Source organism: Nocardia vermiculata NBRC 100427 (assembly GCF_001613265.1).
Classification (GTDB): Bacteria; Actinomycetota; Actinomycetes; order Mycobacteriales; family Mycobacteriaceae; genus Nocardia; species Nocardia vermiculata.
On record NZ_BDCA01000003.1, the window covers coordinates 156,441 to 181,570 of the forward strand.

Sequence of the window (25,130 nt, forward strand, 5' to 3'; positions counted from 1 at the left end):
GAATGTTATATGGGCGAATTAACCTGGTTTCATGTCGGGCACCTATCGAGACAGAGCGCCACTGCGTGACGGCGGGCAGCCCAGCGACGGCTCCGAGTCCCCGGAGGTCGACGATCGGGTGCCCATCACGGTGATGGAACCGGACGGCAACGCCCGTGGTGGCATTGTCGTCCTGCACGAATCCCGCCAGTTCGCCCATGTGTTGCTGGGTATGATGAAGTTGCTGGCCGCCGAGGGGTGGATCGTCGTTGCACCCAATTTGTTCCATCGCGCCGATCGGCCGGAGGTCGAGGAAGTGACGGTCGCCACGAGCAACGGTGCCGTCGCTACTGCCCCGGTCTCCACCGAGCCGGAGCAGGTGTTCGGTGCCGAGTTGTTCGCCGATTTCGACGCCTGTTTCGACTGGCTCATCGGCCGCGGTGTCTTCGCCGACACCATCGGAGTACTCGGATTCGACAACGCCGGCACCGCCGCGCTGCTGGTCGCGACGGACCGCCCGATCGGTGCGGCCATCAGTGTCGCCGCACCGGGCATCGTCGAACCACTGACCGCCGAGGCGATCGCGTTGCGGCAGGCCGCGCCCCAGCTGAAGGCCCCGTGGCTCGGCCTCTACGGCGACGACGACGAGGCCAGCCCGGCCGAGCACGTCGAACAACTCCGCGATGCCGCGGCGCGCGCGGCGGTCGCCACCCTCGTGGTCAGCTACCCCGGCCTGCATCATCGCCCGGACCATCCCGGCTTCGACACCGTCGATATCGATCAGCTCCCCGAGGAGGAGCGGCGCATGCTCAGTGATGCGCAGAGCAGAATCTTCGACTGGTTCGACAGTCATCTGCGCTGACCCTCCGGGCACCCGCTTGACCACCCGTTTTGCGTCCTGGCGGGTTGCTCTGTACTCTTTGCTCTCGGCGGTTCGAAAGGACCGGCGCCCTCGAAAGAAGGCTCCAGGAGGCGTGCCAGAGCGGCCGAATGGGACTCACTGCTAATGAGTTGTCCCTTCACGGGGACCGGAGGTTCAAATCCTCTCGCCTCCGCCAAGCCCGGGTAACCGGGTACAACTGAACAAGCACGACCATGCGCCCGTAGCTCAACGGATAGAGCATCTGACTACGGATCAGAAGGTTAGGGGTTCGAATCCCTTCGGGCGCACCAGTAAAGCTCCTGAACAACCTGGTTCAGGAGCTTTGTTTTCTGTGACCGAGGTGTAGACGCGCCGAAGGCATCGAACACGCCGTCGATCGAACAAATTTTCTACTACCACTGTCGATTCGGCATACCGTGTCCGGCATGGTCGGCTCTGCGCATGAGGCGATGCACCGCCTCTTCCAACACGATCCCGGCGTTTTCGCACGGGCATTCCGGGTCCTCGAGCTTCCATTCGGTGATCCCGATGAAGTTGCCGTACTTACCAATGACCTCACCGAGATTCGACCGTTGGAGCGCCGGGTCGATACGTTGCTCAGGATCACGACCGCTGAGGACGGGTCGTTCCTGCTTGTTGTAGAGGCGCAGAGTCGGCAAGATCCAGATAAGCCCAGCGCGTGGGCGTACTACCTGGCGCACCTTTATGCCAAGTACCAGCTGGGCGTCGTGCTCCTGGTCGTTTGTCAGGACACCGCAACCGCCAAATGGGCCGCCGAGCCGATCACCATCGGTCTACCGCAGTGGACGAGCCTCACGGTGCGTCCGCTGGTCCTCGGTCCGCACAACGTGCCGGTCGTCACCGACCTGGCTCTTGCATCCTCCGACATTCCGCTGGCCACGCTGTCGGCAGTTACGCACGCCAAGACCCCTTCGATCGGTGCGATACTGAAGACACTGGCCACGGCTCTGCATGAACTGCACAATGAAGAAGACGTTCATGTTTTCGCTGAACTCACCGAACTCGGCCTCGGCAGTACCGACGCCGCGAGAATCTGGAGCACACTGATGAGCGTGGACCTCTCGTTCTACCGGTCGAAGACCTCTCAGCGCTTGCGGGCGGAGGGGCGAGTCGAGGAAGTGATCGACAAGATCTTGCGGTTGCTCGATGCGCGTGGGGTCGATGTTCCCGACTCGGCCCAGCATCGCATTCGGGCATGTACCGATCTGGAGAGTCTCGACCGCTGGTTCGACCGCGCAATCACCGCGACACAGATCGAAGAAGTGTTCGCCGAATAGCCCCGAGGGCGACCGGGAGACCTCAGTGCTCCGGCGTCGGATCGGAACCCTCTATAGCCAGGTCGGCAGCTCGGGGAGGAAGCCGGTTAGACCCACTCCTTCACTGCGCCCGATCAGCCACGCCAGCAGCTCGCTGGAGGGCCCGGAGATGGTGTCGGTGGGGTCGGGGCCCACTGTGGTGGTGAAATCGGTGTCGGTGGCGACCAGGGTAAAACTCGGGAGCGGGGGACGGCCCGGGTCGGAGGTCATCGGTTTGGCGTCTGCCGGGCGGTTCACGGAAGCTTGGTGGTCGAAGCCGCGGGTGACCTCGTCGAGCATGCGCGCGACGAAAGCGGCGGGCCAATCCTCGGGCAGATAGCCGATATTCAGGTCGACATGATGAATTTCGGTCTCGCGCATACGCATCCAGGGCACCGTCGCGGCGGTGATCTCCTTACCGCCGCGGGTGCGAACGGGGTGCTCCCAGCGATCCGGCGGCATGGCCAGCGCGACACCGTGTAAGCGAGTCGCGGATTCGCGCAGATCGGTGAGTTGTTCGGCGAGGGGGCGTGGGGCGCCGGTCTCGATATCGGAGTCGCGCAGGAGCCGGCTCGCGTACTGCGGGGTCTCGATGCCGGTTCGTGCCCAGAGCAGCAGGTTCACCAGGCTGTCCGCGTTGCGGGACAGGTGCGCGAGCAGGTGCCCGCGGGTCCAGCCGGGGAGCAAGGATGGTGCGGTGACATCGCTGTCGCGCATCGACCCGACCGCCGCCACCAGGGTCCGGGTCGAGATATACACGGCATCGAGCTGATCGGCGGGCGTTTCGCTGGTCACGTCGGTGACCCTACCCAAGAGCGGGAGAGCGGGGACCGGCCGAATCGGACTCGATTCTCAGCTTCTACCCATGTTGCACACGGATCCGTGCCAGCCGCGCGTGCCATCGTGGAGTTATGAACACGGTTGTCGAATTCCTCGTCGTTGCCGCGATGCTGGCGGTATTCGTGGCCATGGCGGCGTCCGGTGCGATCGCGGCGGCCGCGCCACGATCGCTGGTCGCGATCCCGGTCCGCGCTCAGGATCGCGTTCGCCGTCGCTGATTGCGCGCGTCCGCCAGCAGTTGCGCGGCGAGGGTGATCAGCCACAGTGACATTCCCGCGACCTGGATGCGCTGCGCGATGCCGAGTGCGAACTGGCCCGGCAGATTGTCCGCGACCAGCATCCACACGGTGGCCAGGCCCGCGGTGATCAAGATCGGGAGCCCGGTACGCCGCAGGATCGGCCAGGTCCGGTAGCGGAACGCGGCGGCGGTGAAGGCGATCATCGCGACGAATATTGATATGACGGCCAGTGTGCTGGTGAGTGCGTGGATCTGATGCAGCTGCGGGAACATGCCGCTGTCGGACGGCGGGCACGGTGCGGAACAGGTGTGCAGCGGTGCGCGCGCATCGGCGATCGTGGACGCACCGAAACATCCCAGCGCCACCCATCCGACCGTGGACAACGCTCGGCGCGGGAGCATGCACAGCGCCGTGAGCGCGCACAGCACCGCCAGTGAACCGGCCACCGTGTCGCCGAGGCCGAAAACCCAGCGGTACGGGCGGCCCTCGGCATCCAATTCGCTGAGGAACGAGGTGAGCGGGTTCAGCTCGATCGGCAGCACGAATTCCAGGACCCACGACGAATAGCAGACGCCCGCGACGATCAACGCCACCGCGAGCACCGGCCGCGCCACGCGCTCGCGTGCGGAGTGCGGGTGCGCACCGGCGGCCGGAGTGGATTCCGGTGCCGCCCCGGACGGTTCGAACCGTGTCATCGCGAGCCGCTCATCGGGCCGCCACCGCCTGCTGCACCCGATCCGCCGCAACGACCGGATCCTCGTGCTCCCACACCCGCACCACCAGCCAGCCCGCGGCGCGCAGCCGGAGATCGGTATCGCGGTCGCGGGTCACGTTGCCGGCCAGCTTCTCCGCCCACCATTCGGCATTGTTCTTCGGATACGTGGCATGGTCGGGACAGCAGTGCCAGAAGCAGCCGTCCACATAGACGGCGACCTTGCGGCGCGGAAACACCAGATCGGCGCGACGACGCTGGCCGCGCAGCGGTGCGCGATCGACGAAATACCGCATGCCGCGCCGATGCAGTTCGGCGCGCAACGCGGTCTCCGGCTTGGTGCCGGCCCGTCGCTGCCGTGACATGCGCGCACTGGTCGCCGCATCGGTCACCGGACGCGAACTCATCACACCCCCTACAGCGTCCGAGCCGGAACGGGTGTTCCCGGCCCCATGAATAGCTCCGCATTGTGACTCATGCGGCCTCCTGGGGCGGGCATCCTCCCATGCGGGCCAGGTGGTTCTCCACATCGGTGATGAATCCCGGGGGGAAGCGGAGGGTTCCGCGGGCCGCGCGGCGCAGGAAGCCGGCGGTGGCACGGGCCGACAGCAGGCGCGAGTCGTCGAGGAACCAGCGCAGATCCTCGTACGGCTCGTGTACCGGCCAGGTCGACAACGGCACCCGGAAGGACTTGCCGTTGTGGCCCCAGGCCGCGGTGGGCCAGCGGTGCGCGGTCAGCGGGGTGGATTCGATACCCAGCTCGTCGGTGGGCATGGTCAGACGGGAACCGATCCAGGACGCCATCCGGACGCTCACGGCATTGCCGACCAGCTTCCAGCGGTGACCGGGTCGTACTCCGGTGGCCTCGAGTGCCGGTGCCGTCCATTCCGGGGAGAAGCCCTGTAGTCGCTCGGCATCGGTGATCCCGGGGGTCACGATTTCGCCGGACGGCAATCGCACCGCCGGCGGGCTGGCGATCCCGAGTCCAGACCCGCCTTTCAACGTCGGTACCGCGTTGACCGCCCAGCCCAGCCCGCGCACCCCCTCGGTCCAGTAGAAGCCGCAGGGGTCGATGCCGGCATCGCCGATGGTGCGTGGACCGGCATCGGTCCCGAACAGCACCGGCCGGGGATCCTCCGATCGTGAGGCCAGCATCAACACCCGCTGCCGCCGCTGCGGCAGGCCGAATGCCCGCGCGTCGACCACCCGATAAGCCCACGTGTAGCCGAGTGCTTCCAGTGCCGCGGTGATATGCCCCATCGCTTGCCCGCGGCCCAGCTGCAGCATGAACGGCACATTCTCGATCAGCAGCCAGCGGGGTCCACGCTTACGGCGCACGAGTCGGAATACCTCGTCGACCAGGCCCGAGCGGTCCCCGGTGATCCCTGCGGTGCGTCCGGCCTGCGACAGGTCCTGGCAGGGGAAGCCCGCGGCGACGAGTTCGGTTCCGGAAGGCAGAGCCCGCAAGCGGGTGACGTCGGAATGCGATTCGATATCGGGAAAACGAGCGGAGAGCACCGCCCGGGCGCCGGGATCGATCTCGCAGACCAGTTCGGTGCGCCAGCCATGAGCGCTCAGCCCCAGCTCCAGCCCCCCGATCCCGGCAAACAGTCCGACCATCCGAGTGTTGGTCACTGCCGGTGGTCCTTTCGCCCGAATTCGTATCGCGCACCGGCGCGGATGCGCGGGGCCCGAGGGAGAACGTTACTCGAGCACCTGGAACCAGCCGGAAATCAACCCGAGACTGTGCGAGAGATGGATGGTTCGGCCATATCGTCCTCTCGGTGTTCGGTCCTCGGCTGCAGGTTGGTCCGGGCCGGTTCGAGACCACGATCGCACCGGCTCGCGGCGTGCGGTTCCGTTCGAACGCCCGGGATTCTTCGGCGGATACCGATGCGGAGCCGATCCGGTACTGCACCGGCCGCGGGACACATTCGCAGCGGGTGGGCACGGCGGCGGTGAAAAATCGGTTGGCGGATCGGGGGCCCGCTGGCAGTCTGTAGACCTCTGGCGCTGCGGTACGGGGGTTCGCGCGGTAGCCGACTGTGCGGCTCGAACGACTGGCGAAGGGGGTCTGCTGTGCCGGTTGCCACGGCAGGAGATGCGGTCGCCCGGACCTCGGGCACCCGGGTCACGGGCGCGGGTTCGTTGCGGCGGTTGTGGTCGCGGATGCGGCCGTATCGGGCGGCGCTGTTCATCAGTGCGGCATTGTCCGGGGTGGGCATGTTGTGCGATATCGCGCTGCCGTTGATCACGGGAAAGATCGTCGACGGGCCCATCGCACACCGCGACTTCGGCGGCATCTGGGTGCCGACCGTTCTCATCGTGCTGGTTTCGGCGTTGAACGTCTTCGCGTCCTGGTGGCGGCGGCGGGTGGTGGCCGCGCCCGCGAGTGAACTCGAGGTGTCGTTGCGCGCGGAACTGTTCGGGCGCCTGCAGGTACTGCCCGTCGGCGTGCACGACGGGATGGAATCCGGCCAGCTCACCTCACGCGCCATTACTGATATGTCCACGTTGCGGCGCTTTTTCGCTTTCGTCGCGCCATCGATTCTCGGTCTGGGCGCCACGCTGGGCGTCGGGGTGTTGGTGCTGTTCGCCCTCAGTTGGCAGGTCGGCCTGATCGAACTGGTGATCGCCGTCCCGCTCGTGCTGGTCGCGCGGCAGTTCCAGCGCGGCTATGCGCGTGCGTCGCGCACGGCGCAGGATCAGTCCGGCCACCTGGCCACCACGGTCGAGGAGTCCGCACAGGGTATTCGGGTGCTCAAGGCGTTCGGGCGGGGTCCATGGTTCGGCCACCGCTTCCGGCAGCAGGCGCTCGGCCTGCAAGACCTGGAGCTGTACAAGGTCCGTCTGGTCGCGCGCTTGTGGACGGCGCTGAATACGTTGTCGGCGATCGGCATCGCCGCGGCACTGGCCATGGGCGGCTACCTGGTGGCGCAGCAGACGATGACGATCGGTGCGCTGGTCGCCGGAATCACCCTCACCACCATTCTGCAGTGGCCGATCATCGGGGTCGGCTTCCTGCTGGCCGAAACCAATCACGCCCGGACCGCGGCGCAACGCTTCTGGGAGGTGATCGACACTCCGGTCGAGATCGCCGATCCGGTGCGGCCGCTGGCGCCGCCCGACCCGTTGCGTGGCGAATTGTGTTTCGAACACGTGCGTTTCCGCTTTCCTGATGCCGAACACGACCTGCTGCACGATATTTCGCTGCGGATCGCCCCGGGGGAGACCGTCGCGCTGGTGGGAGCGACCGGCAGCGGTAAGTCGGCATTACTGGGACTGGTACCGCGACTGTTCGACGTGAGCGGGGGCGCGGTGTGCATCGATGGGCTGGATGTGCGGTCGATGCGGTTGGCGGACCTGCGGTCGCGGGTCTCGGTGGCTTTCGAGGATCCGGTGCTGTTCTCGGCCAGTGTCCGCGAGAACATCACCCTCGGCTGCCCGGATGCCACCGACGCCCAGGTCCGGCACGCGCTGGAGGTGGCCCGCGCGGCGGAATTCGTCGCGGAGCTGCCTTGGGGCCTGCGCACCCGGATCGGTGAGCAAGGGCTGAGCCTGTCGGGCGGGCAGCGGCAGCGGCTGGCCCTGGCGCGGGCGGTACTGGATCGCAGCACCCGCGCGGGCGGCCACATCGTCGTGCTCGACGACCCGCTCTCGGCGCTCGACGTGAGCACCGAGGAGCAGGTTCAGGCGCACCTACGCGCGGCACTGGGCGGCGCCACGGTGCTGCTGGTGGCACATCGACCGTCCACGGCCGCGTGGGCGGACCGCGTCGCGGTACTCGACGAGGGGCGGATCCTCGCCATCGGCCCGCACGATCGACTACTCGAAACCTGTTCGCGCTACCGGGACTTGATGGGAGGTGAACTCGATGTCGACGGGCCCGACCGAGAACGGGACCGAGGTCTCGCCTACGAGCACTGAGCGCCAGGCTGCCGCCGGCGGTGCCGAGAGCCCGGCCACGGCGGTGCGCACCGAGAGCGCAGCCGTGGTCCTCGGCACCGAGAACGCAGCCACTGTGGCCGGCCCCGAGAGCGCCGTTTCGCCGGAGCGCAGTGCGAGGGCCGCAAGCGAGCTCTCGGACGCCGATTGGCGTGGTGTCGCTGCCGAGGAGTCCGAGCAGTCCGAGACGGTGAATCTGGCCTTGGCCGGACGGTCGCGGCGGCTGTTGTGGTCGTTGGTGCGGCCGCACCGGATGTGGGCCGCGGCCGCACTGGTGCTGATCGTGATCGACAACGCGGCCATGGTCGGTATGCCACTGTTCGTGGCGTACGGGGTGGACACGGGCGTGCGGCGCGCGACCACCGGAGATTGGCTTCCGCTGCTGCTGGCCGTCGGCGGCATTCTGCTGTGCACCGCAGTGGGCGCGGCAACGACCTTCCTGTTCCTGCGGATCGCCGGCCGGCTGAGTCAGCGGGTGCTGTTCGACCTGCGAATGCGGGTGTTCACCCAGGCGCAGCGGCTGTCGGTGGATTTCCACGAGAACTACACCTCCGGCAAGATCGTCGCCCGGCTGACCAGTGATCTGGAATCGCTGGAAGACCTGCTCGACCGCGCGCTCAACGACGCGCTGAGTGCGGTGCTGTCGGTGGTCACGATCGCGGTGATCCTGCTGTGGCTCGACATTCCGATGGCCGCCGTGGTGCTGGCCGGATTCGTCCCGCTGATCTTCGTGACCAGATGGGCCCAGCGGCGGCAACGTGCCGGGTATCGGCGTACCCGCGGCGCGATCGCGCGAGTTGTCGTCCATTTCGTCGAGACGATGGGCGGAATGCGTGCGGTGCAGGCCTTCCGGCGCGAGTCGCGCAACGAGACCCTGCTCGCGGATTCCGACGCCGAATATCGCGCGGCGAATATCAGCGCGCTGCACGGAATGGCCGCCTATGTCGGCCTGGTCCGGCTGATCAGCGGCGTCACGATGGTGCTCATCGTCGTGTTCGGTGCGTGGCGGGTGATCCACGGCCACACCGATATCGGCGTGCTCGCGGCCTTCCTGCTGTACCTGCGGCAGTTCTACGGGCCCATCGACGAATTGGCGCAGGTGTTCAACTCCTATCAGTCGGCGGCGGCCGCGCTGGAGCGGATTTCCGGTGTGCTGGAGGAACGTCCGAGTGTGCCCGAACCCGAACACCCGCAGCCGCTGGCGGGGGTGCGCGGTGAGATGTGCTTGACGGAGGTGGAATTCGCCTACCCGGCGCGCGAATCCACCGCCGCACCCCGCATCGTGCTGCCGCATTTCTCGTTGCGCCTCCCGCCGGGGCAGACCGTGGCGCTGGTGGGCGCGACCGGTGCGGGTAAATCGACCCTCGCCAAACTCGTCGCGCGGTTCTACGACCCGACAGCGGGCACGGTGACGCTGGACGGTGTCGACCTGCGCGCGGTCGCCGACGCCGATCTGCGCCGGGCCGTGGCGATGGTGACCCAGGAGTCGTACCTGTTCTCCGGCTCGGTGGCCGACAACATTCGCCTCGGCCGGCCCGACGCCACCGACGCGCAGGTGCGCGACGCGGCTCGTGCGGTGGGGCTGCACGACTTCGTGATGTCGTTGCCGGACGGTTTCGCCACCGACGTACGTAAGCGCGGGGGCCGGCTGTCGGCCGGGCAGCGTCAGCTCGTCGCGTTCGCCCGGGTATTCCTGGCCGATCCGGCCGTACTGGTGCTCGACGAGGCCACCTCGAGTCTGGATATCCCCGGCGAGCGGCAGGTGCAGCACGCGCTGGAGACGGTGTTGCGGGACCGTACCGCGGTGATCATCGCCCATCGATTGTCGACGGTCGCGATCGCCGATCGGGTCCTGGTGCTGGACGAGGGACGGATCGTCGAGGACGGCTCACCGGCCGAACTGCTCGAATCGACCGGCCGGTTCGCGGCGTTGCATGCCGCCTGGCGTGAATCGCTGGTGTAGCCCGGGCGAACATCTCGCGTGCCGCACTGGCGCCGCACTCCCGATCGTCGCTTACGGTAGAGGGGTGAGTGAGCCGGACCGGGGCAATTTTCGTACCGCCCAGGCGAGCGCCGGCGGTGTGCACACGCCGTCCCGCTGGCCGACGGTGCTCACCTTCCGTGCACACGACGCGACCAGGCTGGAATCGGTCCGGGTCGGTCTGTCGGGTAATCGGATCCGTGCCTCCGGGCGCATCGTCGCCGGCGAGTCCGCCGACCATCCCGCGTTCTCGGCGTCCTACGACCTGGTCACCGACGAGGTGGGCCGCACCAAGCGGTTGTCGCTGCGCAGTACCGTCACGGCCGGCGAACGGCATGCCTCCATCGCCCGCGACGAGGAGAACTACTGGCTCGTCGACGCCGGTGACACCCATGTGCGGTCGATGTTCGGCGGCGCGCTGGATGTGGATGTGGCGCTGAGCCCGTTCTTCAACACGTTGCCGATCCGGCGGTTCGGTCTCGCCCATGCCACCGAGGACCTGCAGGTGCCCGTCGTCTACGTGCGGGTCCCGGAGCTGGTCGTGCAGGAGGCGATCCTCACCTACAGCAGCGGCGCCGACGGAATCCATGTGCTCTCGCCGGTCGCCAGCGCCACAGTGACGGTCGACGACGACGGTTTCGTCCTCGACTATCCGGGGTTGTCCGAGCGGATCTGACCGGCCGTGTGGATCGGCCCGTTCAATCCAGCGTGCGCAGCACGCCGCCGCGCTGCCCGGCCGCAGCCAAACGTTCCAGCCAGTTCTCGTCCCCCGGGCGGATATCGGTGATATCCCAGCGGCGCAGGGTGTCGTACCGGTCGCGCTCGCTGTAGCCGGCGTCGATCAGTTCGCCGAGGGTGCCATCGCTGCGCAGACTGTCGCGGGCCGATTCCAGCAGGCGCAGCGCGTCGTCGAGGGCCTCGGTCAAGGCGGCGGCATTGGGTTCGCAGATCGCCCGCACCAGATCCGGTGCGGTGGCCGCCACCCGGGTCCCGTCGCGGAACGAGCCCGCCGCCAGCCCCAGTGCCAGATCTCCGCCCGCGGCACCGGCCACCGCCAGTGTCTCGGCCAGTACGTGCGGCAGATGTGAGATACGGGCCACCGCGCGATCGTGTTCGGCGGCGAGCACCGGCACCACCACGGCGCCGCAGTCCAGCGCCAGCCGCGCCACTCTGGTCCAGGGTTCGGCACGAGTGCCCGGGTCGACGCCGACCGCCCACGCCGCCCCGCGGAACAGATCGGCCGACGATGCGTTCCAACCGGATTCGGCGGTACCGGCCATCGGATGCCCGCCCACGTAGTGCGCGCCCAATTCCTGCCGGTGCACGGCCTCGTGCACGGGCTTTTTCACGCTCACCACGTCGGTGAGGGCACAGTCGGGCGCGAAGGTCCGCACATCGGAGAGGACGGTGTCGATGGCGGGCATCGGCACGCTCAGCACGATCAGCGCATCGTGTTCGGCGGCCCTGGTCAGCACCGCGGCGATATCGGTTCCGACGTCGAATCCGTCGGCGCGTGCGGCGCGTGCACCGACGTCGGACCGGTTGTACGCCCAGGCGCGGTAGCCGGTCGCTACCGCGGCCCGCAGCACCGAGCCGCCGATCAAACCCGTACCCAGAACGCATACCGCGGAATTCCGATCGCCTGTCATCGACTCAGATTCGCATACGACTTCAACATTTCCCCCGAATCCGACTACCGTTGCGGCCATGGCACAGCGCTCGAGCACGAACAGGGCCGCGTCGGACGATTACGACGACGTGGAAGGGTTCGCAGTGGCGGTCGTCCGCGAAGAGACCACGTGGCGATGCAGTCCGCTCAGTCCCGCGGCAGTGAGCAGTCTGTCCGCGGCCGAGAACGAGTTGCGCGCACTGCGTAGCACCGGCGCGGTTTTCGGGCTGCTCGACGTCGACGACGAATTCTTCATCGTTCTGCGTCCGGGGCCGGCCGGTAGCCGGGTACTGATCTCGGACGCGACGGCCGCTATCGACTACGACATCGCCGTCGAGGTCCTCGACGCGCTCAATGTCGAGGTCCCCGATATCGACCCGGACGAACTCGACGACATCGATCCGTGGGAGGAAGGCGATCTGGCCGTGCTGGCCGATCTGGGCCTGCCCGAGCCGGTCTTGGGTGTCATCCTCGCCGAAACCGACCTGTACCCGGACGAACAGCTGGGAATGATCGCGCAGCGGCTGGGTTTCGCCGACGAATTCTCGGCGGTCCTGGACAAGCTGCACCATTGAGTTCGGCGTCCGCGGACTCGCCGGCCCCCCTCGGGGACGAGGCGATGATCCGTGCCGCGCTCGCCGCCGCCGCCGCGGCCGATCCACGCGATGTGCCGGTCGGCGCGGTGGTCTTCGATGCGTCGGGGCGCGAAATCGCGCGGGCGAGCAATGCGCGCGAAGCCCTGGGCGACCCGACCGCACACGCCGAGGTGCTGGCGCTGCGTGCCGCGGCGCGGGTGCTGGGCGACGGCTGGCGGCTCGAGGGGGCCACCCTGGCGGTGACGCTCGAACCGTGCACCATGTGCGCCGGCGCGCTGGTGTTGTCGCGGGTTCGCCGCCTGGTCTTCGGTGCCTGGGAACCCAAGACCGGCGCGGTCGGTTCGCTCTGGGACGTGGTGCGTGATCGGCGCCTGAACCACCGGCCCGAGGTCCGCGGCGGGGTGCTGGAACCGGAGTGCGCCGCGGTGCTGGACGCCTTTTTCCGCTCTCACCGCATCTGACCACCCGATTTCGGATTCCTTGGCGGTGTCCGGTAAAGTCACCAACGGTGGCGTGTCCGAGCGGCCTAAGGAGCACGCCTCGAAAGCGTGTGAGGGGTAACCCCCCTCCGAGGGTTCAAATCCCTCCGCCACCGCCAGAGCGTCCCACCTGAACTTGCAGGTGGGACGCTTTTTTGTGTTCAGTCGTCCGGCTGGGTGGTGTGCGGGCGTGCCGGGAAGGTGGTGCTCCGGCGCAAGCCCGGTCCGTCGAGGCTCCCCCTGTTGGGAATGATCACAATTGCCCGATGTTGCCTCAGTGTCGGCATATGTTCCTGTGTGGCCTCGTCGCGGCGCGAACAGGCGTCGCGCACCGATTCCGCAGTCCTCTTTCCGATGCTGGTGAACGCCTCGATCTGGAGTGGTGTCGGCGGGGTTCGTAAAAAACTTGCGACTGTGTGCTGATCGATTGCCGATAACCGGGTCGAGCGTTCCCGGTCGCGGGGTGTCGTACTCCCGTGGTCTACTGCATATTACCGACGGGTAGTAAGTTCGATCCGCTTCGGTAGCACGGCGGCTGGTCCGTCCGCCGGATATCCCGGAGGCCGTGGTCAGCAGTGGGTAGAGCATGTGAGGGACAACAGCTTTGAGTGAACCGGAGAAGCCGGTCGTGCGGACCGCGACGCGCGACGATATCACCGCAATGGTGCGAGTGCTGGCCGATGCGTTCGCCCATGACGATCCCATCGAGGAGTACGTCTTCCCGGACGAATCGGTACGGCACCGACGGGCACCGCGCATGTTGCGGGCGATGATCACCCACCGCTTCCTCCCGGCCGGGGGTGCAGAGGTGGCGGAACTGGACGGGCGCATCGTCGGGGCGCTGCTCTGGTATCCGAACGGCTACCGGCCCGGGGGAATCCGCGAATTCCTCGCGGGCCCGCTGTTTCTGGCCGGGATGGGGTCGGCGGTGCGCCGTGGTATCGAAGTGGACACGACCATGGATCGCGCCGCACCGGCCGAACCACATCTGTTCCACGTCTACCTGGGTACCGATCCGGCCTTGCAACGCAGCGGGGTAGGTCGAGCCCTGTACGCGTCGTTCACCGAGCGAGCCGACCGCGAGGGCGTTCTGCTCTGCGGTATCTGCAAGGACGAGAACGTCGGGTACTACGAAGCATTGGGCAACGAACGTACCGGAGGAATCCGGCTGGGCAAGACGGGCCCGGAGCTGAACATCATGATCCGGCGACCACGCCCGCTGTGATCGGTGCGCGGCCGTGACGGTGAGACCGGCCGCGCACTCGCAACTTTCGGGGGAAAGACAATTCGAGTCGGCCTAGGAGTCGCTGTGTCGGATATTGCCATCGTAGGAATCGGTTGCCGGTATGCCGGCGGTATCGATTCACCGGAGTCCTTCTGGGACTTCGTGATCAACAAGCGCGACGGGGTGACCGAGATCCCGTCCGACCGCTGGGACTGGCGGCGCTACTATGACGCCGACCGCCGCACGCCGGGGCGGATGTATACCAAGCGGGCGGCCTTCATGACCGGCGATCCGTGGGAATTCGATCCGGATTTCTTCGGCATTTCGCCGCGCGAGGCAGCCGCCATGGATCCGCAGCAGCGGCTGGTACTGGAAGTGGTGTGGGAGGCACTCGACGATGCCGGCGTCGCGGGTCGCAGCGCCGGGTCTTCGCTCGGCGTATACGTGGGTGCGTTCACTCTCGATCAGCTGGCGGTGTCCGTCGGTGGTCCGGCGCTGCCGCATGTCGATATGCATACCGCGGCCGGGGCCTCCTACACGATGCTGTCCAACCGGATCGCCTATGCGCTCAACCTGACCGGCCCGGCGATCACGGTCGACACCGCCTGTTCCTCGTCGCTGGTCGCACTGCATCTGGCCTGCCAGGCCATCGCGAACGGGGACTGCGAATTCGCCCTCGCCGGCGGTGTGACCGTGATGGCGCAGCCGGAGCCGTTCGTGTCCATGTGCAAGGGCGGCTTCCTGGCCGCCGACGGGCGCAGTAAGCCGTTCGACGCCGCCGCCGACGGTTACGGCCGCGGTGAGGGCGCCGGCATCGTGGTGCTGAAGAAGCTCGCCGATGCCGAACGTGACGGCGACCGCATCTATGCGGTGGTCAAGGCCACCGGATCGAATCAGGACGGCCGGACCACCGCCATCACCGTGCCCAACGCCGACTCGCAGGAAGCGCTGGCGAAGTCGGTGGTCGCTCGTTCCGGGGTCCCGGCGCACGAGGTCACCTATGTCGAAGCGCACGGCACCGGCACGCCGGTGGGCGACCCGCTGGAGCTGCGTGCCATCGGCCGGGCCTACGGCGCCGCCACGGGACGCGCGGGTGCGGTGGGCGTCGGCTCGGTGAAGGCGACTCTGGGCCACACCGAGGCCGCGTCCGGTATCGCGAGTGTCATCAAATCGGCGCTGGCCATCACCCACCGCACCATCGCGCCGCAGGGCTGGCTGGACACCCCCAACCCGGATATCCCGTTCGAGGAGCTGGGGATCCGGCTGCAGACCGAGGCCGAACAGGTCGGCTCCGAGGTCGAGCGGATGTCCGTGGCCGTCAACGGTTTCGGCTACGGCGGCACCAACGCGCATGCGATCCTGCAGGAATATGCGGGCCGCACCGGAACCGAGCGGGCGCCGCAGCACTTCGGTGTGCTGCCGCTGTCGGCTCGTTCCGAGGCCGCCGTGCGTGAACTGGCGCGCGGCATGGTCGAGCGGATCGCCGACGGCGCCGATCCCGGCCGGGTGGCCGAGGCGGCCTGGCGCCGCCGCCAGCACCACAACCACCGGGCCGCGGTGTCCTTCGGTGACGACACCGAACTGGTGCAGCGGCTGGTCGACCTCGCGGGCGGGGACGGCCGCGTCGGTCGCGTGGTGGGTAAGCGCACCGCCGAACCGGTCTACGTGTTCACCGGTATGGGGCCGCAATGGTGGGGTATGGCGCGTGAATTGCTGAGCGCCGAGGGCACATTCGCCGACGAGGCGCAGCGTATCGACGCCGTGTTCCTGGAGATCGCCGGCTGGTCCATCGTGGAGGAACTGCTGCGACCGGAGGAGGAGTCGGCGGTCACCTCCACTGCGATCGCGCAACCGGCGAACTTCCTGGTCCAGGTGGCGCTGCATGCGGTGTTGCGAGAGTACGGTGTCGAACCCGCCGTGGTGGTCGGGCACAGTGTGGGGGAGGTGTCGGCGGCATACGTCACCGGCATGCTGTCGCTGCGCGACGCGCTGCTGGTCAGTTACCACCGGGCCCGGCTGCAGGCCACCACCGCCGGCACCGGCGGCATGCTCGCCGTCGGTCTCCCAGCCGACCAGGCCCGCGAACTCATCGGCGCCGATACCTCCGTGGATGTCGCGGCGATCAACTCGCCCTCGGCCGTGACCCTCGCGGGTGCAGTCGAGCGGCTCGACGAGATCGCCGAAAAACTCACCGCGGACGGTGTTTTCGCGCGTCGCCTGCAGGTCGAAGTGCCGTATCACAGTCATCTGATGGATCCGATCCTCGACGAGCTGCGCACCGAGCTCGCCGGCCTGGCCGTCGCCGCGCCGCGCATCCCGCTGTACTCCACTGTCACCGGTGCACAGGTCACCGCGGCCGACTGGGATGCCGAGTACTGGTGTGCGAATGTGCGGCAGCCGGTGCGGTTCGCGGACGCGATCACGGCGCTGGTCGGCGCCGGGCATCGTGCGTTCGTCGAGCTCGGGCCGCACCCCGTGCTGGGCGCCAATATTCGCGAGATCCTGATCGGCGCGGGTGAGACCGGCACCACCGTGGCCACCCTGCACCGCAAGCAGCAGGATGCCGACAGCCTGCGCCAGACCCTGGCCGGGCTCTACGACGCCGGCGTACTCGATATCGATGCGCTGTTCGGGCCCGGCTTCGAGCCCACCCCGCATATCGATCTCCCGCGCTATCCGTGGCAGCGCACTCGTTTGCGCAATGAACTCCCGGAATTCCGGCTGCTGCGCCACGGCACCCCCGGTGCCCATCCGATGCTCGGTGATCAGCATCCCGACGATTCGAACGCCTGGCGTGTCGAGCTGTCGGAGGCCGCGCTGCCGTGGCTGACCGATCACGTTGTCGGGGGCACCCGGATTCTGCCGGGCGCCGGCTATCTCGATGCCGCGCTCAGTGCCGCCGCGGTGCGGTCGGAATCCGATCAGGTGGCGCTCGAAGGAGTGCGGTTCGTCGCCCCGCTGATCGTCGAGCAGGGCGAAGCGCCCGTAGTCGAACTCCACGTGGAGGATTCGACGCGGCGGTTCACCATTCGCTCCCGGGGCGCCGCCGGGACGATCTGGACCGTACATGCCACCGGCCGCATCGTCGAGGGCACCTATGCGCCGCTCACCGCCGAGGTACCAGGACCCGAGGGCATGGCCACGGTCGATCCCGCCGAGTTCTACGCCGGCCTGGCCGGGCGCGGACTGCAGTACGGCCCGGCCTTCCAGCGCGCCACCGCGATCCGATTGTCGCCGAGCGTCGTGGTGGCGCAGGTCGACGGCGATATCGGCCGCGAGGAGCGTTATCTCGCGCATCCGGCGATCGTCGACGCGGCACTGCAGAGTGTGGCGGCCCTGCTGGCAGCGCGCGGCGGGACTCAGGAAGGCGCGATGGTTCCGGTCGGAGTACGCACCGTCCGGCGCCTGGAAGCGCTCCCGGCCGAGGTCACCGTGGTGGCTCGGCTGTCCGAAGGGGAATCCCCGGTCGCCGATATCGATCTGGTCGACGCCGAGCACACGGTATGCATGCAGATCAGGGGTGTGCAGTTCGGTTCGCTCACACCGGGGCGCGGACCACTGCAACGGATGACGGATCTGTTCTACGAGGATCGGTGGGAGCTGCGCGAACCGGTCGACACCTCGGCACTGCCCGGCAACGACGGGCTGTTCACGCTGATCCTCGGCTACGGCGCGGATATCGACTCCCGGGTCGAGCGGGTACGAGAGGCCGCGGCCGGTGGTGTCGGCTGCGCTGTCACGATCGTCGATCCCGACGAAGAAGCCCTGGAACCGCAACTGGCGCAGCAACTGCGCGACATCTTCGGCACCGACGGCGTTCAGCGGCTGCACATCTGCGTGGTGCCGGGACATATTCGAGCCGGTGATGTGACAGCGCTGTGGACGCTGCGCCGGATCGCGGTCACCGTGGACGGATACCTCGAGGAACGGCTCGGCGACCACGAGATCGAAGTGCCACTGACCGGCGACGGCTCGCTGTACGCGACCATCGTCAGCGCACATGCCTTCGCCCACCCCGCCGACGAGCAGGCGCCGGACCCCGGGCAGGCTGCCGTCGCCGGTGCCCGCCGGGTGCTGACCAACGAGCAGTCCCGGCTGCGCTGGCGCCTGGTCGATATCGACGCCGGCACCGCGGTCACCGAGCTGGCGGCCGAGCTGGCGATACCCGGCGCATTCCAGTACGACCTCTGCGATGAGGCGGTGCTGCGCAACGGGCTGCGCTGGACCACGGTCGTCACCCGTTCGCTGCAGGACCGGCTCGATGCGCTCGATACGGCCGAGCCGCTCACCGACCCCGAGGCGAACTTCGAGCTGGAACTGCCCGCATCGCGCAGTTTCGCGCGGCTGGGCTGGCGGCGCTGTGATCGCCGCGCCCCCGGTCCGGGTGAGGTCGAGGTGCGGATGCGCGCGGTCGGCCTCAACTACAAGGACTCGTTGAAGGTGATCGGTGTCCTCGGTGAGCGGGAACTGTCGCACACCCATTTCGGCCTGGTGCCCGGGATGGAGGGCGGCGGCGAGGTGGTCCGGATCGGGCCCGGTGTCACCGAGGTCGAAGTCGGCGATGCGGTGAGTCTGACCTCCAAGGGGATGGTCGCGCGGTATCACACCACCTCCACCGCGTCGCTGACCCGGGTGAAGCCGGATACCGATGCGGGACGCTGCACGAGCGTCACGGCCTTCACCACCGCCGAGTATTCACTGCTGGAGCTGGCGCGGCTTCGCGCCGGCGACATCGTGCTGGTGCACGGCGCTGCCGGTGGTGTGGGCAGTGCCGCGGTGCAGATCGCGAAGCTGCACGGCGCCACCGTGATCGGCACCGCGAGTACCGATGCGCGGCGGGCGCAGGTGCTGGCCGACGGCGCGGACCATGCGCTCGGATCGCGTTCGCTCACCGTCGTCGACGAGGTGCTGGAGCTGACCGGCGGCCGTGGCGTCGATGTGATCATCAGCACCGCGCCCGGTGAGATGCTGCGCCAGAACTTCACGGTCATCGCCGAATTCGGCCGCATCGTGGAGATCGGCAAGGCCGATATCTACACCGGCAGCGTGTTGGATCTGTCGGCCTTCGACAAGAACGTCTCGTATTTCTCCTTCGATCTGGACCGGATGCTGGCCAAGCGCCACACCGAGGTGATGGAGCTGGGCCGGCGCGTCAACGCGCGATTCGACGACGGGACCTATCGGCCGCTGCCGTTCCGTAAGTACGGCACCGCCGAGGTGAGCCAGGCATTCGAGGAGGTGGCGCGCTCGACCCGGATCGGTCGTGTCGCGCTGGATCTCACCGAGGAACAGCCGCTGGTCCGCCCGCAACTGCCCGAAGTCGAGATCGATCCGGCCGCGCAGTACCTGATCACGGGTGGTTTCGGTGCCTTCGGCCTGGCCACCGGCCGCTGGTTGGTCGGTAAGGGCGCACGCCGGCTGACCCTGCTCGGACGCGGTGGCGCCACTACCGAGGCGGCCCTCGCGCAGCTGGCAGCCTGGGAGGCTCAGGGTGTCGAGGTGACCGTCGAGAAGGTCGATGTCACCGACACCGCGGCGATCACCGAGGTGATCGCCCGGGCACACCGGGACGAGCATCCGCTGCGTGGTGTCTTCCACACCGCGGGTGCCATCGACGACAAGCGCATCACCGTCATGGACGCCGCAAGCCTGGCCACCGTGTTCCGGGCCAAGGCCGACGGGGTGCGGGCGCTGGTCGCCGGGCTGGACGCGGCCGGGGCACGGCTCGACCAGTTCGTGCTGTACTCCTCCGGTAGCGCCATGTTCGGCGGTGTGGGCCAGTATGCCTATACCGCGGCCAATCTCACTCTGCAGGCCGTCGGCGATTCGGTGGTACGCGCGGGTGGGCGCGCGACGGTCATCGGCTGGGGGCATATGTCCGGTGGCGGTATGGCCTCCGACGAGAACATCGCGCGCTATCTGCGCAACACCGGCTTCGATTCGATGCCGATGGACGAGGGGACCGAATATCTGGAGCAGGCACTGCGTTTGGGTGTCACCCAGGCCTCGATCATCCCGGTGGACTGGGCCAAGGTGAATGCGACCGCACCGTTCTTCGCCCAGACGGGGCGCACAGTGGAGCTGATCACCGCTGCCGCACAGGATGATTCGGCGGCCGCACGGTTGCGCTCCCAGCTCGCCGAACTCGACGAGAGCAAGCGCAACGAGGTGGTCGCATTCATGCTGGCCGAGCAGTTGGCCCAGGTGATGGGCGTTTCCGCGGACTCGATCGACCTGACGGTCCCGGTACCCGAGCTCGGCCTGGACTCGCTGATGGCAGTGGAATTCGGTGCCCTGGTCACCAAATCGCTGGGCGTGGAGCTGATGTCGATGAAGATGGGCCGCTCGTTCAGCCTGGAACAGGCGGGTGTGCGAGTTGCCGAGGCGATCGTGCAGGGAGCCACGGCGTGAGCGGCTCGATGCGGGAAGGTGGACAGAATGAGTGACTCGGCGCGTGATCTGGCACGCAAGCTCCTGGCCGGGACGGCGACCGGACCGCAGCCGGGGGTGACCGGTCCGGCGGCCGGCGCGTCGGGAACCGGGACCGGCCGGCCGGCCGGGAGTCGTCCCGCACCGGTGAGTACCGGTGCCGAACGCACACCGGCACGTCCCCGTCGCGGGCCCGGTCGTCAGTTCGCCGATCACCCCGAGGTCGCGGCCATGGTGCACAAACGCGCCGCGATCGAGGCCGTGCACGAGAGCGCGGGCATGGCGAATCCCATGTTCCTGGTGCGGGAGAGCCCGAACGACACCGTGATCCGATGGCAGGGCCGCGAACTGCTGAACTTCAGCGCCTACAACTATCTGGGCCTGGGCAACCATCCCGAGGTGGTGCAGGCGGCCAAGGACGCACTCGACGACTACGGTGCCTCGGCCTCGGCCAGCCGGATCGTCGCCGGTGAGATCCCGCTCTACGCCGAACTCGAGCACCGCCTCGCCGCGCTGTACGACGTGGGTGACGCGATGGTGACGACCAGCGGCTACCTGACCAACGCCGGGGTGATCGGATTCCTGCTGGGCGGTGAGGATGTCGCGATCTGCGATGCGCTGATCCACGGCAGTGTGGTGTCCGGTGTGCAATGGTCGGGTGCTCGCCGGCTCAATTTTCGGCACAACGATCCGGATTCGCTGCGCTCGGTGCTGCGGATGTCGCGGGGCAGTTTCGATCGGGCGCTGGTGGTGATCGAGGGTCACTACAGCATGGACGGAACCATCGGCCGCGTCGATGAACTGGCCGCGGTGGCACGAGAATTCGACTGCGCCGTCATGGTCGACGAAGCGCATTCGCTGGGTGTGTTCGGCGACCGGGGCCACGGGATCCGTGAGCATTACGCGATGGCCGGCGATGCGGTGGACATCTGGATGGGCACCCTGTCGAAGGCCCTGGGCAGCTGCGGCGGGTTCATCGCCGCGGATGCCGATCTGATCGCGGCGATGAAGGCGAGTGCACCCGGGGTGGCGATGCTCACCGGAGCACCGGCACCCGCCACGATCGGCGCGGCCCGGGCCGCGCTGGACATCCTCGAAGCCGAACCCGAACGGCTGCGTGCGCTGTGGTCGAACGCCGAGCACTTCCACCGCCTGCTCACCGAGCGAGGCCTGGACCTCGGCATCTCCCAGGCGACGCCGATCTGCCCGGTCATCGTTGCCGGAGAAATGCGTGCCGGCTACGTGGCGGCAACCCTGCTGCAGCGGGGCATCTATGCCGGTGCCATCTCCGCGCCCGCGGTCCCCGCCGGTCAGGAGCGCCTGCGCTTCTTCCTGACCTCGGAACACACCCCGGACCAGCTCGAGTTCACCGCCGACCAGCTGGCGGAGGTGATCGAGTCGGCTCGTCGGATTCCCGACCTCACGGTCACCGGGTAGGAGTCCGGACGGCGCGGCCGGGAAACAGCAGGCGGGTACGTTGGTGCGCGTGGAGCTACGAATTTTCACCGAGCCGCAGCAGGGTGCCACCTACGATGATCTGCTTCGAGTGGCCAAGGTCACCGAGGACGCCGGGTTCGACGCGTTCTTCCGGTCGGATCACTATCTGAAGATGGGTGGGGTGTCCGGGTTGCCCGGTCCCACCGATGCCTGGATCACCCTGGCCGGGCTGGCGCGGGAGACCTCGCGGATCCGGTTGGGCACGCTGGTGACCGCAGCGACCTTCCGGCATCCTTCGGTGCTGGCGATCTCGGTGGCCCAGGTGGATCAGATGTCGGGCGGTCGCATCGAGCTCGGTCTGGGTGCGGGCTGGTTCGACGACGAGCATCGTGCCTACGGCATCGAACTGCCGGAGGTGAAGCAACGGTTCGACCGCTACGCCGAACAGTTGGCGATCATCACCGGGCTGTGGGAGACGCCGGAAGGCGAGACCTTCGACTTCCTCGGCAAACACTATGAGTTGCAGGGCAGTCCGGCGCTGCCCAAACCGGCGCAGCGCCCCGGGCCGCCGGTGATCATCGGCGGCGCCGGGAAGAAGCGCACTCCGGCCCTGGCCGCGCGGTATGCCCGGGAGTTCAACCTCCCGTTCGCGGACGCGGAGACCGCTGCGGCGCAATTCGATCGAGTCGCCGCCGCGGCCCGTGAGATCGATCGGGATCCGAACGAGATCGTGCGCTCCGCCGCCCAGGTGCTGTGTGTGGGACGCGACGAGGCCGAGATCGCGCGTCGCGCGCAGGCCATCGGCCGGGAGGTCGACGAATTGCGCACCAACGGCCTGGCCGGCACCCCCGCCGAGGTGGTCGACAAGATCGGCCGCTACCGCGAAGCCACCGGTATCACCCGTCTCTACCTGCAGGTTCTCGACCTGTCGGACCTCGATCACCTGGAATTGGTCGCGGCCGAGATAGCGCCCCAGCTCAGCTGACCGACACCGGGTCCCGCGGTTCGTCCGGATCGTCGGCGTGCAGGCTGCGCAGCTTCGCGCCCTCCACGTCGATATCCGGCACGATCCGGCTCAACCATCCCGGAATCCACCAGGCGGCCTTGCCCATCAGGACCAGCAGAGACGGGATGAGCACCATGCGCACCAGGAAGGCATCGAACAGCACACCGGCCGCGAGTGCGAAACCCATGGATTTGGCCGTGACGTTGGATTCCAGCAGGAACGAGCCGAAGACCGAGATCATGATGATCGCGGCGGAGGTCACCACGCGGCCACCGTGGTGGTAGCCCGAGATCATCGCCTCCTTCGGGGGTTTGCCGTGCACGTATTCCTCGCGCATTCGGGTGACGAGGAAGACCTGGTAGTCCATGGCGAGGCCGAAGACCAACCCGATCAACATGATCGGCAGGAAGCTGACGATGGGGCCGGGCTCGGAGATCAATCCGAGCGCACCGTCCTGGAAGATCAGCACGGTGGCGCCGAAGGTCGCGGCCATCGACAGCAGGAACCCCAGCGCCGCGGTCAAAGGCACCAGCACCGAACGGAATACGGCGATCAGCAACAGGAACGCCGCGCCCGCGACGATGGCCAGATACGGCACGATCTTACTCAGCAGCGCATGGTCCACATCGGCGTAAATCGCTGTGGTGCCGGTGATTCCGTATTCCAGGCCATACTTCTCGTGCAGCCCGGACTCGGCGTCGCGCGCATCGCGGACCAGATCCTTGGTGGCCTGGTCGTTGGGCCCGGTGGTCGGGACGGCCGTCAGCAACGCTCCGGCGCCGTCCTGGCTCAGCTGCGGCTGCGTCACATAGTCCATGCCCTGATAGGCGGCCAGCTCGTCGTGCAGCGCGGTGAGGGCCGGCTGCCGCTGGTCTTCGGGCACGTCGGACAGGTCGGCGACGATCTGCAGTTTGCCGTTGCTGCCTTCGCCGAAGCCGTCGGTGCGCAGCTCGTAGGCCTGCCGGACCGTGGTGTCGGTGGGCATGCTGTCCTCGCCGGGCAGGCCGAGGTTCATGTTCAGTGCCGGGGCGGCCAGCAGTCCGAGCACCACGATGCTGACGATCAGCGTCACCACCGGCCAGCGGCCGATCACCCGCGCCACCCGCATACCGTTGGTGACCACGGTGTCGTCCTCCGGATCGTGTTGCGCGACACCGGGAATCTTCGGTGTGAACAGGAACTTCCCGAACGCGCCGAGGATCGCGGGCATCAGCGTGATCGCGGTCAGCACCGCGAAAGCCGCCGCGACCGCACCACCCAGACCCATGAAGGTCAGGAACCGGATATTGACGATCGCGAGACCGACCAGCGCGATGATCACCGTGGCACCCGCGAAAACCACGGCCGAACCGGCGGTGCCGAGTGCGGTACCGGCGGCGATCTCGGGTGAACTCTGCGTCGCCCGTTCGTGTTTGTAGCGCGAGACGATGAACAGCGCGTAGTCGATGGACAGCGCGATCCCGATCATCGAGGCGAGGAAGGTGGTGAAGCTCGGGATCGACAGGAACGACGTGCCCAGGAAGATCACCGAGGTCGCCATGGCCAGGCCGACCACGGCGGTGATGATCGGTACGAAGGCAGCGACGATGGCGCCGAAGGCGATCACCATCACGATCAGCGCCACCGCCATACCGATCATCTCGGCCTGCCCGCTGGGCTGGTCCTGCTCGGTGGCCAGCGAACCGCTCATCTCGACCCGGAGCCCGGCCGCGCGCGCCTGATCACCGGCCGCAAAGGCGGCGTCGCGATCGGCCTGGGTGATATCGGTGAATGTCGGGATGGTGAACGGGACGGTCAGCACCGCGACGGTATCGGGCTGTTCGGTGTTCAACACGTTCAGCGGCGCCGCGCTGCAGCGGGAGGTGAATTCGGGTGAGCTGCGATCCGGGGTCAGGCAGCCCATCTGCTCGGTCGCGGCGACCGGATCGATCAGCGGGGTGCTGTGGTCCACGATGTCGAGACCGGCCAGATTCGTCAGCACCGTGCCCATTGCCTCGCGTTCGGCAGGGTCGGTGAGCTTGTGACCGGGTGCGGCCGCGAAGACGTAGGTGCCGGTGACCGCATCGAAGCTGAACGCCTCCGACATGCCAGGAAAATGCTGGTCCATGATCTCGGTGGCGCGTTCGGACGGCAGGTTGGGAATGGAGAAGTCGTCGGTCATCGGCTCCTTCAGCTGGGTGCCCAGCGCGCCGACGACCAGGAACAGCACCAGCCATACCGGCAGCACGATCCACTTGTGCCGAAAGGCGAATCTTCCCCACCGGTACAGATAGACGGACACGAGCGCTCCTAGTGGTCGCGGGCCTCGAATCCGGACGAACGCGAACCGGGGCCGGTCGCTGAACGAGCTGTGCGGTTGCCTAGCGGGAGAGCATCAGTTCCGAGTCTGCTGTC

18 protein-coding genes and 3 tRNA genes are annotated in these 25,130 nt (G+C 67.7%); 15 read left to right on the plus strand and 6 right to left on the minus strand.

What is annotated here, in order from left to right:
* Window positions 1-31: 31 nt before the first annotated feature.
* From NV2_RS06525 to NV2_RS06540, 4 genes are all read left to right on the plus strand, one after another.
* Window positions 32-841 carry a dienelactone hydrolase family protein gene (locus NV2_RS06525; protein WP_067870587.1) on the plus strand — a complete coding sequence of 270 codons (810 nt, stop codon included), beginning with the start codon at window positions 32-34 and terminating at the stop codon, window positions 839-841.
* Window positions 842-947: 106 nt separating this feature from the next.
* A tRNA-Ser gene (locus NV2_RS06530) sits at window positions 948-1,037 on the plus strand.
* Window positions 1,038-1,076: 39 nt separating this feature from the next.
* Window positions 1,077-1,152: transfer RNA gene (locus NV2_RS06535), tRNA-Arg, on the plus strand.
* A gap of 135 nt (window positions 1,153-1,287) precedes the next feature.
* Window positions 1,288-2,160, plus strand: a complete 873-nt coding sequence (locus tag NV2_RS06540; protein ID WP_067870589.1) for a hypothetical protein — start codon at window positions 1,288-1,290, stop codon at window positions 2,158-2,160.
* A 51-nt stretch (window positions 2,161-2,211) separates the two neighbouring features.
* Here the strand turns inward: NV2_RS06540 and NV2_RS06545 are convergent, their stop codons facing one another.
* Entirely contained in the window at window positions 2,212-2,973 is a 762-nt protein-coding gene (locus NV2_RS06545; RefSeq protein WP_067870593.1) for a maleylpyruvate isomerase family mycothiol-dependent enzyme, read from the minus strand.
* Window positions 2,974-3,089: 116 nt separating this feature from the next.
* Here NV2_RS06545 and NV2_RS31330 point away from each other — a divergent pair, with 116 nt between their 5' ends.
* Window positions 3,090-3,236, plus strand: coding sequence for a hypothetical protein (locus NV2_RS31330; protein WP_157102767.1), 147 nt, complete (start codon window positions 3,090-3,092; stop codon window positions 3,234-3,236).
* On the opposite strand, the gene NV2_RS06550 is transcribed toward NV2_RS31330, so the two are convergent.
* The 3 genes from NV2_RS06550 to NV2_RS06560 form a co-directional block, all read right to left on the minus strand.
* Window positions 3,212-3,952 carry a DUF998 domain-containing protein gene (locus NV2_RS06550; protein ID WP_084474024.1) on the minus strand — a complete coding sequence of 247 codons (741 nt, stop codon included), beginning with the start codon at window positions 3,950-3,952 and terminating at the stop codon, window positions 3,212-3,214. The two genes, NV2_RS31330 and NV2_RS06550, sit on opposite strands and share 25 nt — an antisense overlap.
* 10 nt (window positions 3,953-3,962) lie before the next feature.
* Complete coding sequence (locus NV2_RS06555; RefSeq protein ID WP_067870597.1) at window positions 3,963-4,376, minus strand: very short patch repair endonuclease; 414 nt, start codon at window positions 4,374-4,376, stop codon at window positions 3,963-3,965.
* A gap of 67 nt (window positions 4,377-4,443) precedes the next feature.
* The gene (locus tag NV2_RS06560) at window positions 4,444-5,589 is read right to left on the minus strand and encodes a DNA cytosine methyltransferase (protein ID WP_174550558.1); all 1,146 of its coding nucleotides are present in this window, start codon (window positions 5,587-5,589) and stop codon (window positions 4,444-4,446) included.
* Between the two features lie 459 nt (window positions 5,590-6,048).
* Between NV2_RS06560 and NV2_RS06570 the strand changes: the two genes are divergently transcribed.
* From NV2_RS06570 to NV2_RS06580, 3 genes are all read left to right on the plus strand, one after another.
* Window positions 6,049-7,896 carry an ABC transporter ATP-binding protein gene (locus NV2_RS06570; RefSeq protein WP_307613128.1) on the plus strand — a complete coding sequence of 616 codons (1,848 nt, stop codon included), beginning with the start codon at window positions 6,049-6,051 and terminating at the stop codon, window positions 7,894-7,896.
* On the plus strand, window positions 7,844-9,877 hold the full coding sequence (locus tag NV2_RS06575; RefSeq protein WP_084474049.1) for an ABC transporter ATP-binding protein: 2,034 nt from the start codon (window positions 7,844-7,846) through the stop codon (window positions 9,875-9,877). The genes NV2_RS06570 and NV2_RS06575 overlap by 53 nt, the downstream gene beginning before the upstream one ends.
* Window positions 9,878-9,995: 118 nt before the next feature.
* On the plus strand, window positions 9,996-10,571 hold the full coding sequence (locus tag NV2_RS06580; protein ID WP_067870702.1) for a putative glycolipid-binding domain-containing protein: 576 nt from the start codon (window positions 9,996-9,998) through the stop codon (window positions 10,569-10,571).
* Window positions 10,572-10,593: 22 nt separating this feature from the next.
* Here the strand turns inward: NV2_RS06580 and NV2_RS06585 are convergent, their stop codons facing one another.
* On the minus strand, window positions 10,594-11,544 hold the full coding sequence (locus tag NV2_RS06585; protein WP_067870603.1) for a prephenate dehydrogenase: 951 nt from the start codon (window positions 11,542-11,544) through the stop codon (window positions 10,594-10,596).
* Between the two features lie 58 nt (window positions 11,545-11,602).
* Here NV2_RS06585 and NV2_RS06590 point away from each other — a divergent pair, with 58 nt between their 5' ends.
* The 7 genes from NV2_RS06590 (at window position 11,603) to NV2_RS06620 (ending at window position 22,715) form a co-directional block, all read left to right on the plus strand.
* Entirely contained in the window at window positions 11,603-12,139 is a 537-nt protein-coding gene (locus tag NV2_RS06590) for a tRNA adenosine deaminase-associated protein (RefSeq protein WP_067870605.1), read from the plus strand.
* 44 nt (window positions 12,140-12,183) lie between these two features.
* Window positions 12,184-12,621 (plus strand): nucleoside deaminase, encoded by a 438-nt coding sequence (locus NV2_RS06595; protein WP_067870703.1) that lies wholly within the window; start codon window positions 12,184-12,186, stop codon window positions 12,619-12,621.
* A gap of 46 nt (window positions 12,622-12,667) precedes the next feature.
* Window positions 12,668-12,758: transfer RNA gene (locus NV2_RS06600), tRNA-Ser, on the plus strand.
* Window positions 12,759-13,243: 485 nt separating this feature from the next.
* On the plus strand, window positions 13,244-13,864 hold the full coding sequence (locus tag NV2_RS06605) for a GNAT family N-acetyltransferase (RefSeq protein ID WP_245662483.1): 621 nt from the start codon (window positions 13,244-13,246) through the stop codon (window positions 13,862-13,864).
* Between the two features lie 84 nt (window positions 13,865-13,948).
* On the plus strand, window positions 13,949-20,275 hold the full coding sequence (locus NV2_RS06610; RefSeq protein WP_067870607.1) for a type I polyketide synthase: 6,327 nt from the start codon (window positions 13,949-13,951) through the stop codon (window positions 20,273-20,275).
* A 27-nt stretch (window positions 20,276-20,302) separates the two neighbouring features.
* Complete coding sequence (locus NV2_RS06615; RefSeq protein ID WP_067870609.1) at window positions 20,303-21,730, plus strand: aminotransferase class I/II-fold pyridoxal phosphate-dependent enzyme; 1,428 nt, start codon at window positions 20,303-20,305, stop codon at window positions 21,728-21,730.
* Between the two features lie 49 nt (window positions 21,731-21,779).
* The gene (locus tag NV2_RS06620; protein WP_067870705.1) at window positions 21,780-22,715 is read left to right on the plus strand and encodes an LLM class F420-dependent oxidoreductase; all 936 of its coding nucleotides are present in this window, start codon (window positions 21,780-21,782) and stop codon (window positions 22,713-22,715) included.
* Here NV2_RS06620 and NV2_RS06625 read toward each other — a convergent pair.
* Window positions 22,708-25,017 (minus strand): MMPL family transporter, encoded by a 2,310-nt coding sequence (locus tag NV2_RS06625; protein WP_067870611.1) that lies wholly within the window; start codon window positions 25,015-25,017, stop codon window positions 22,708-22,710. The genes NV2_RS06620 and NV2_RS06625 overlap by 8 nt on opposite strands.
* Window positions 25,018-25,130: the final 113 nt, after the last annotated feature.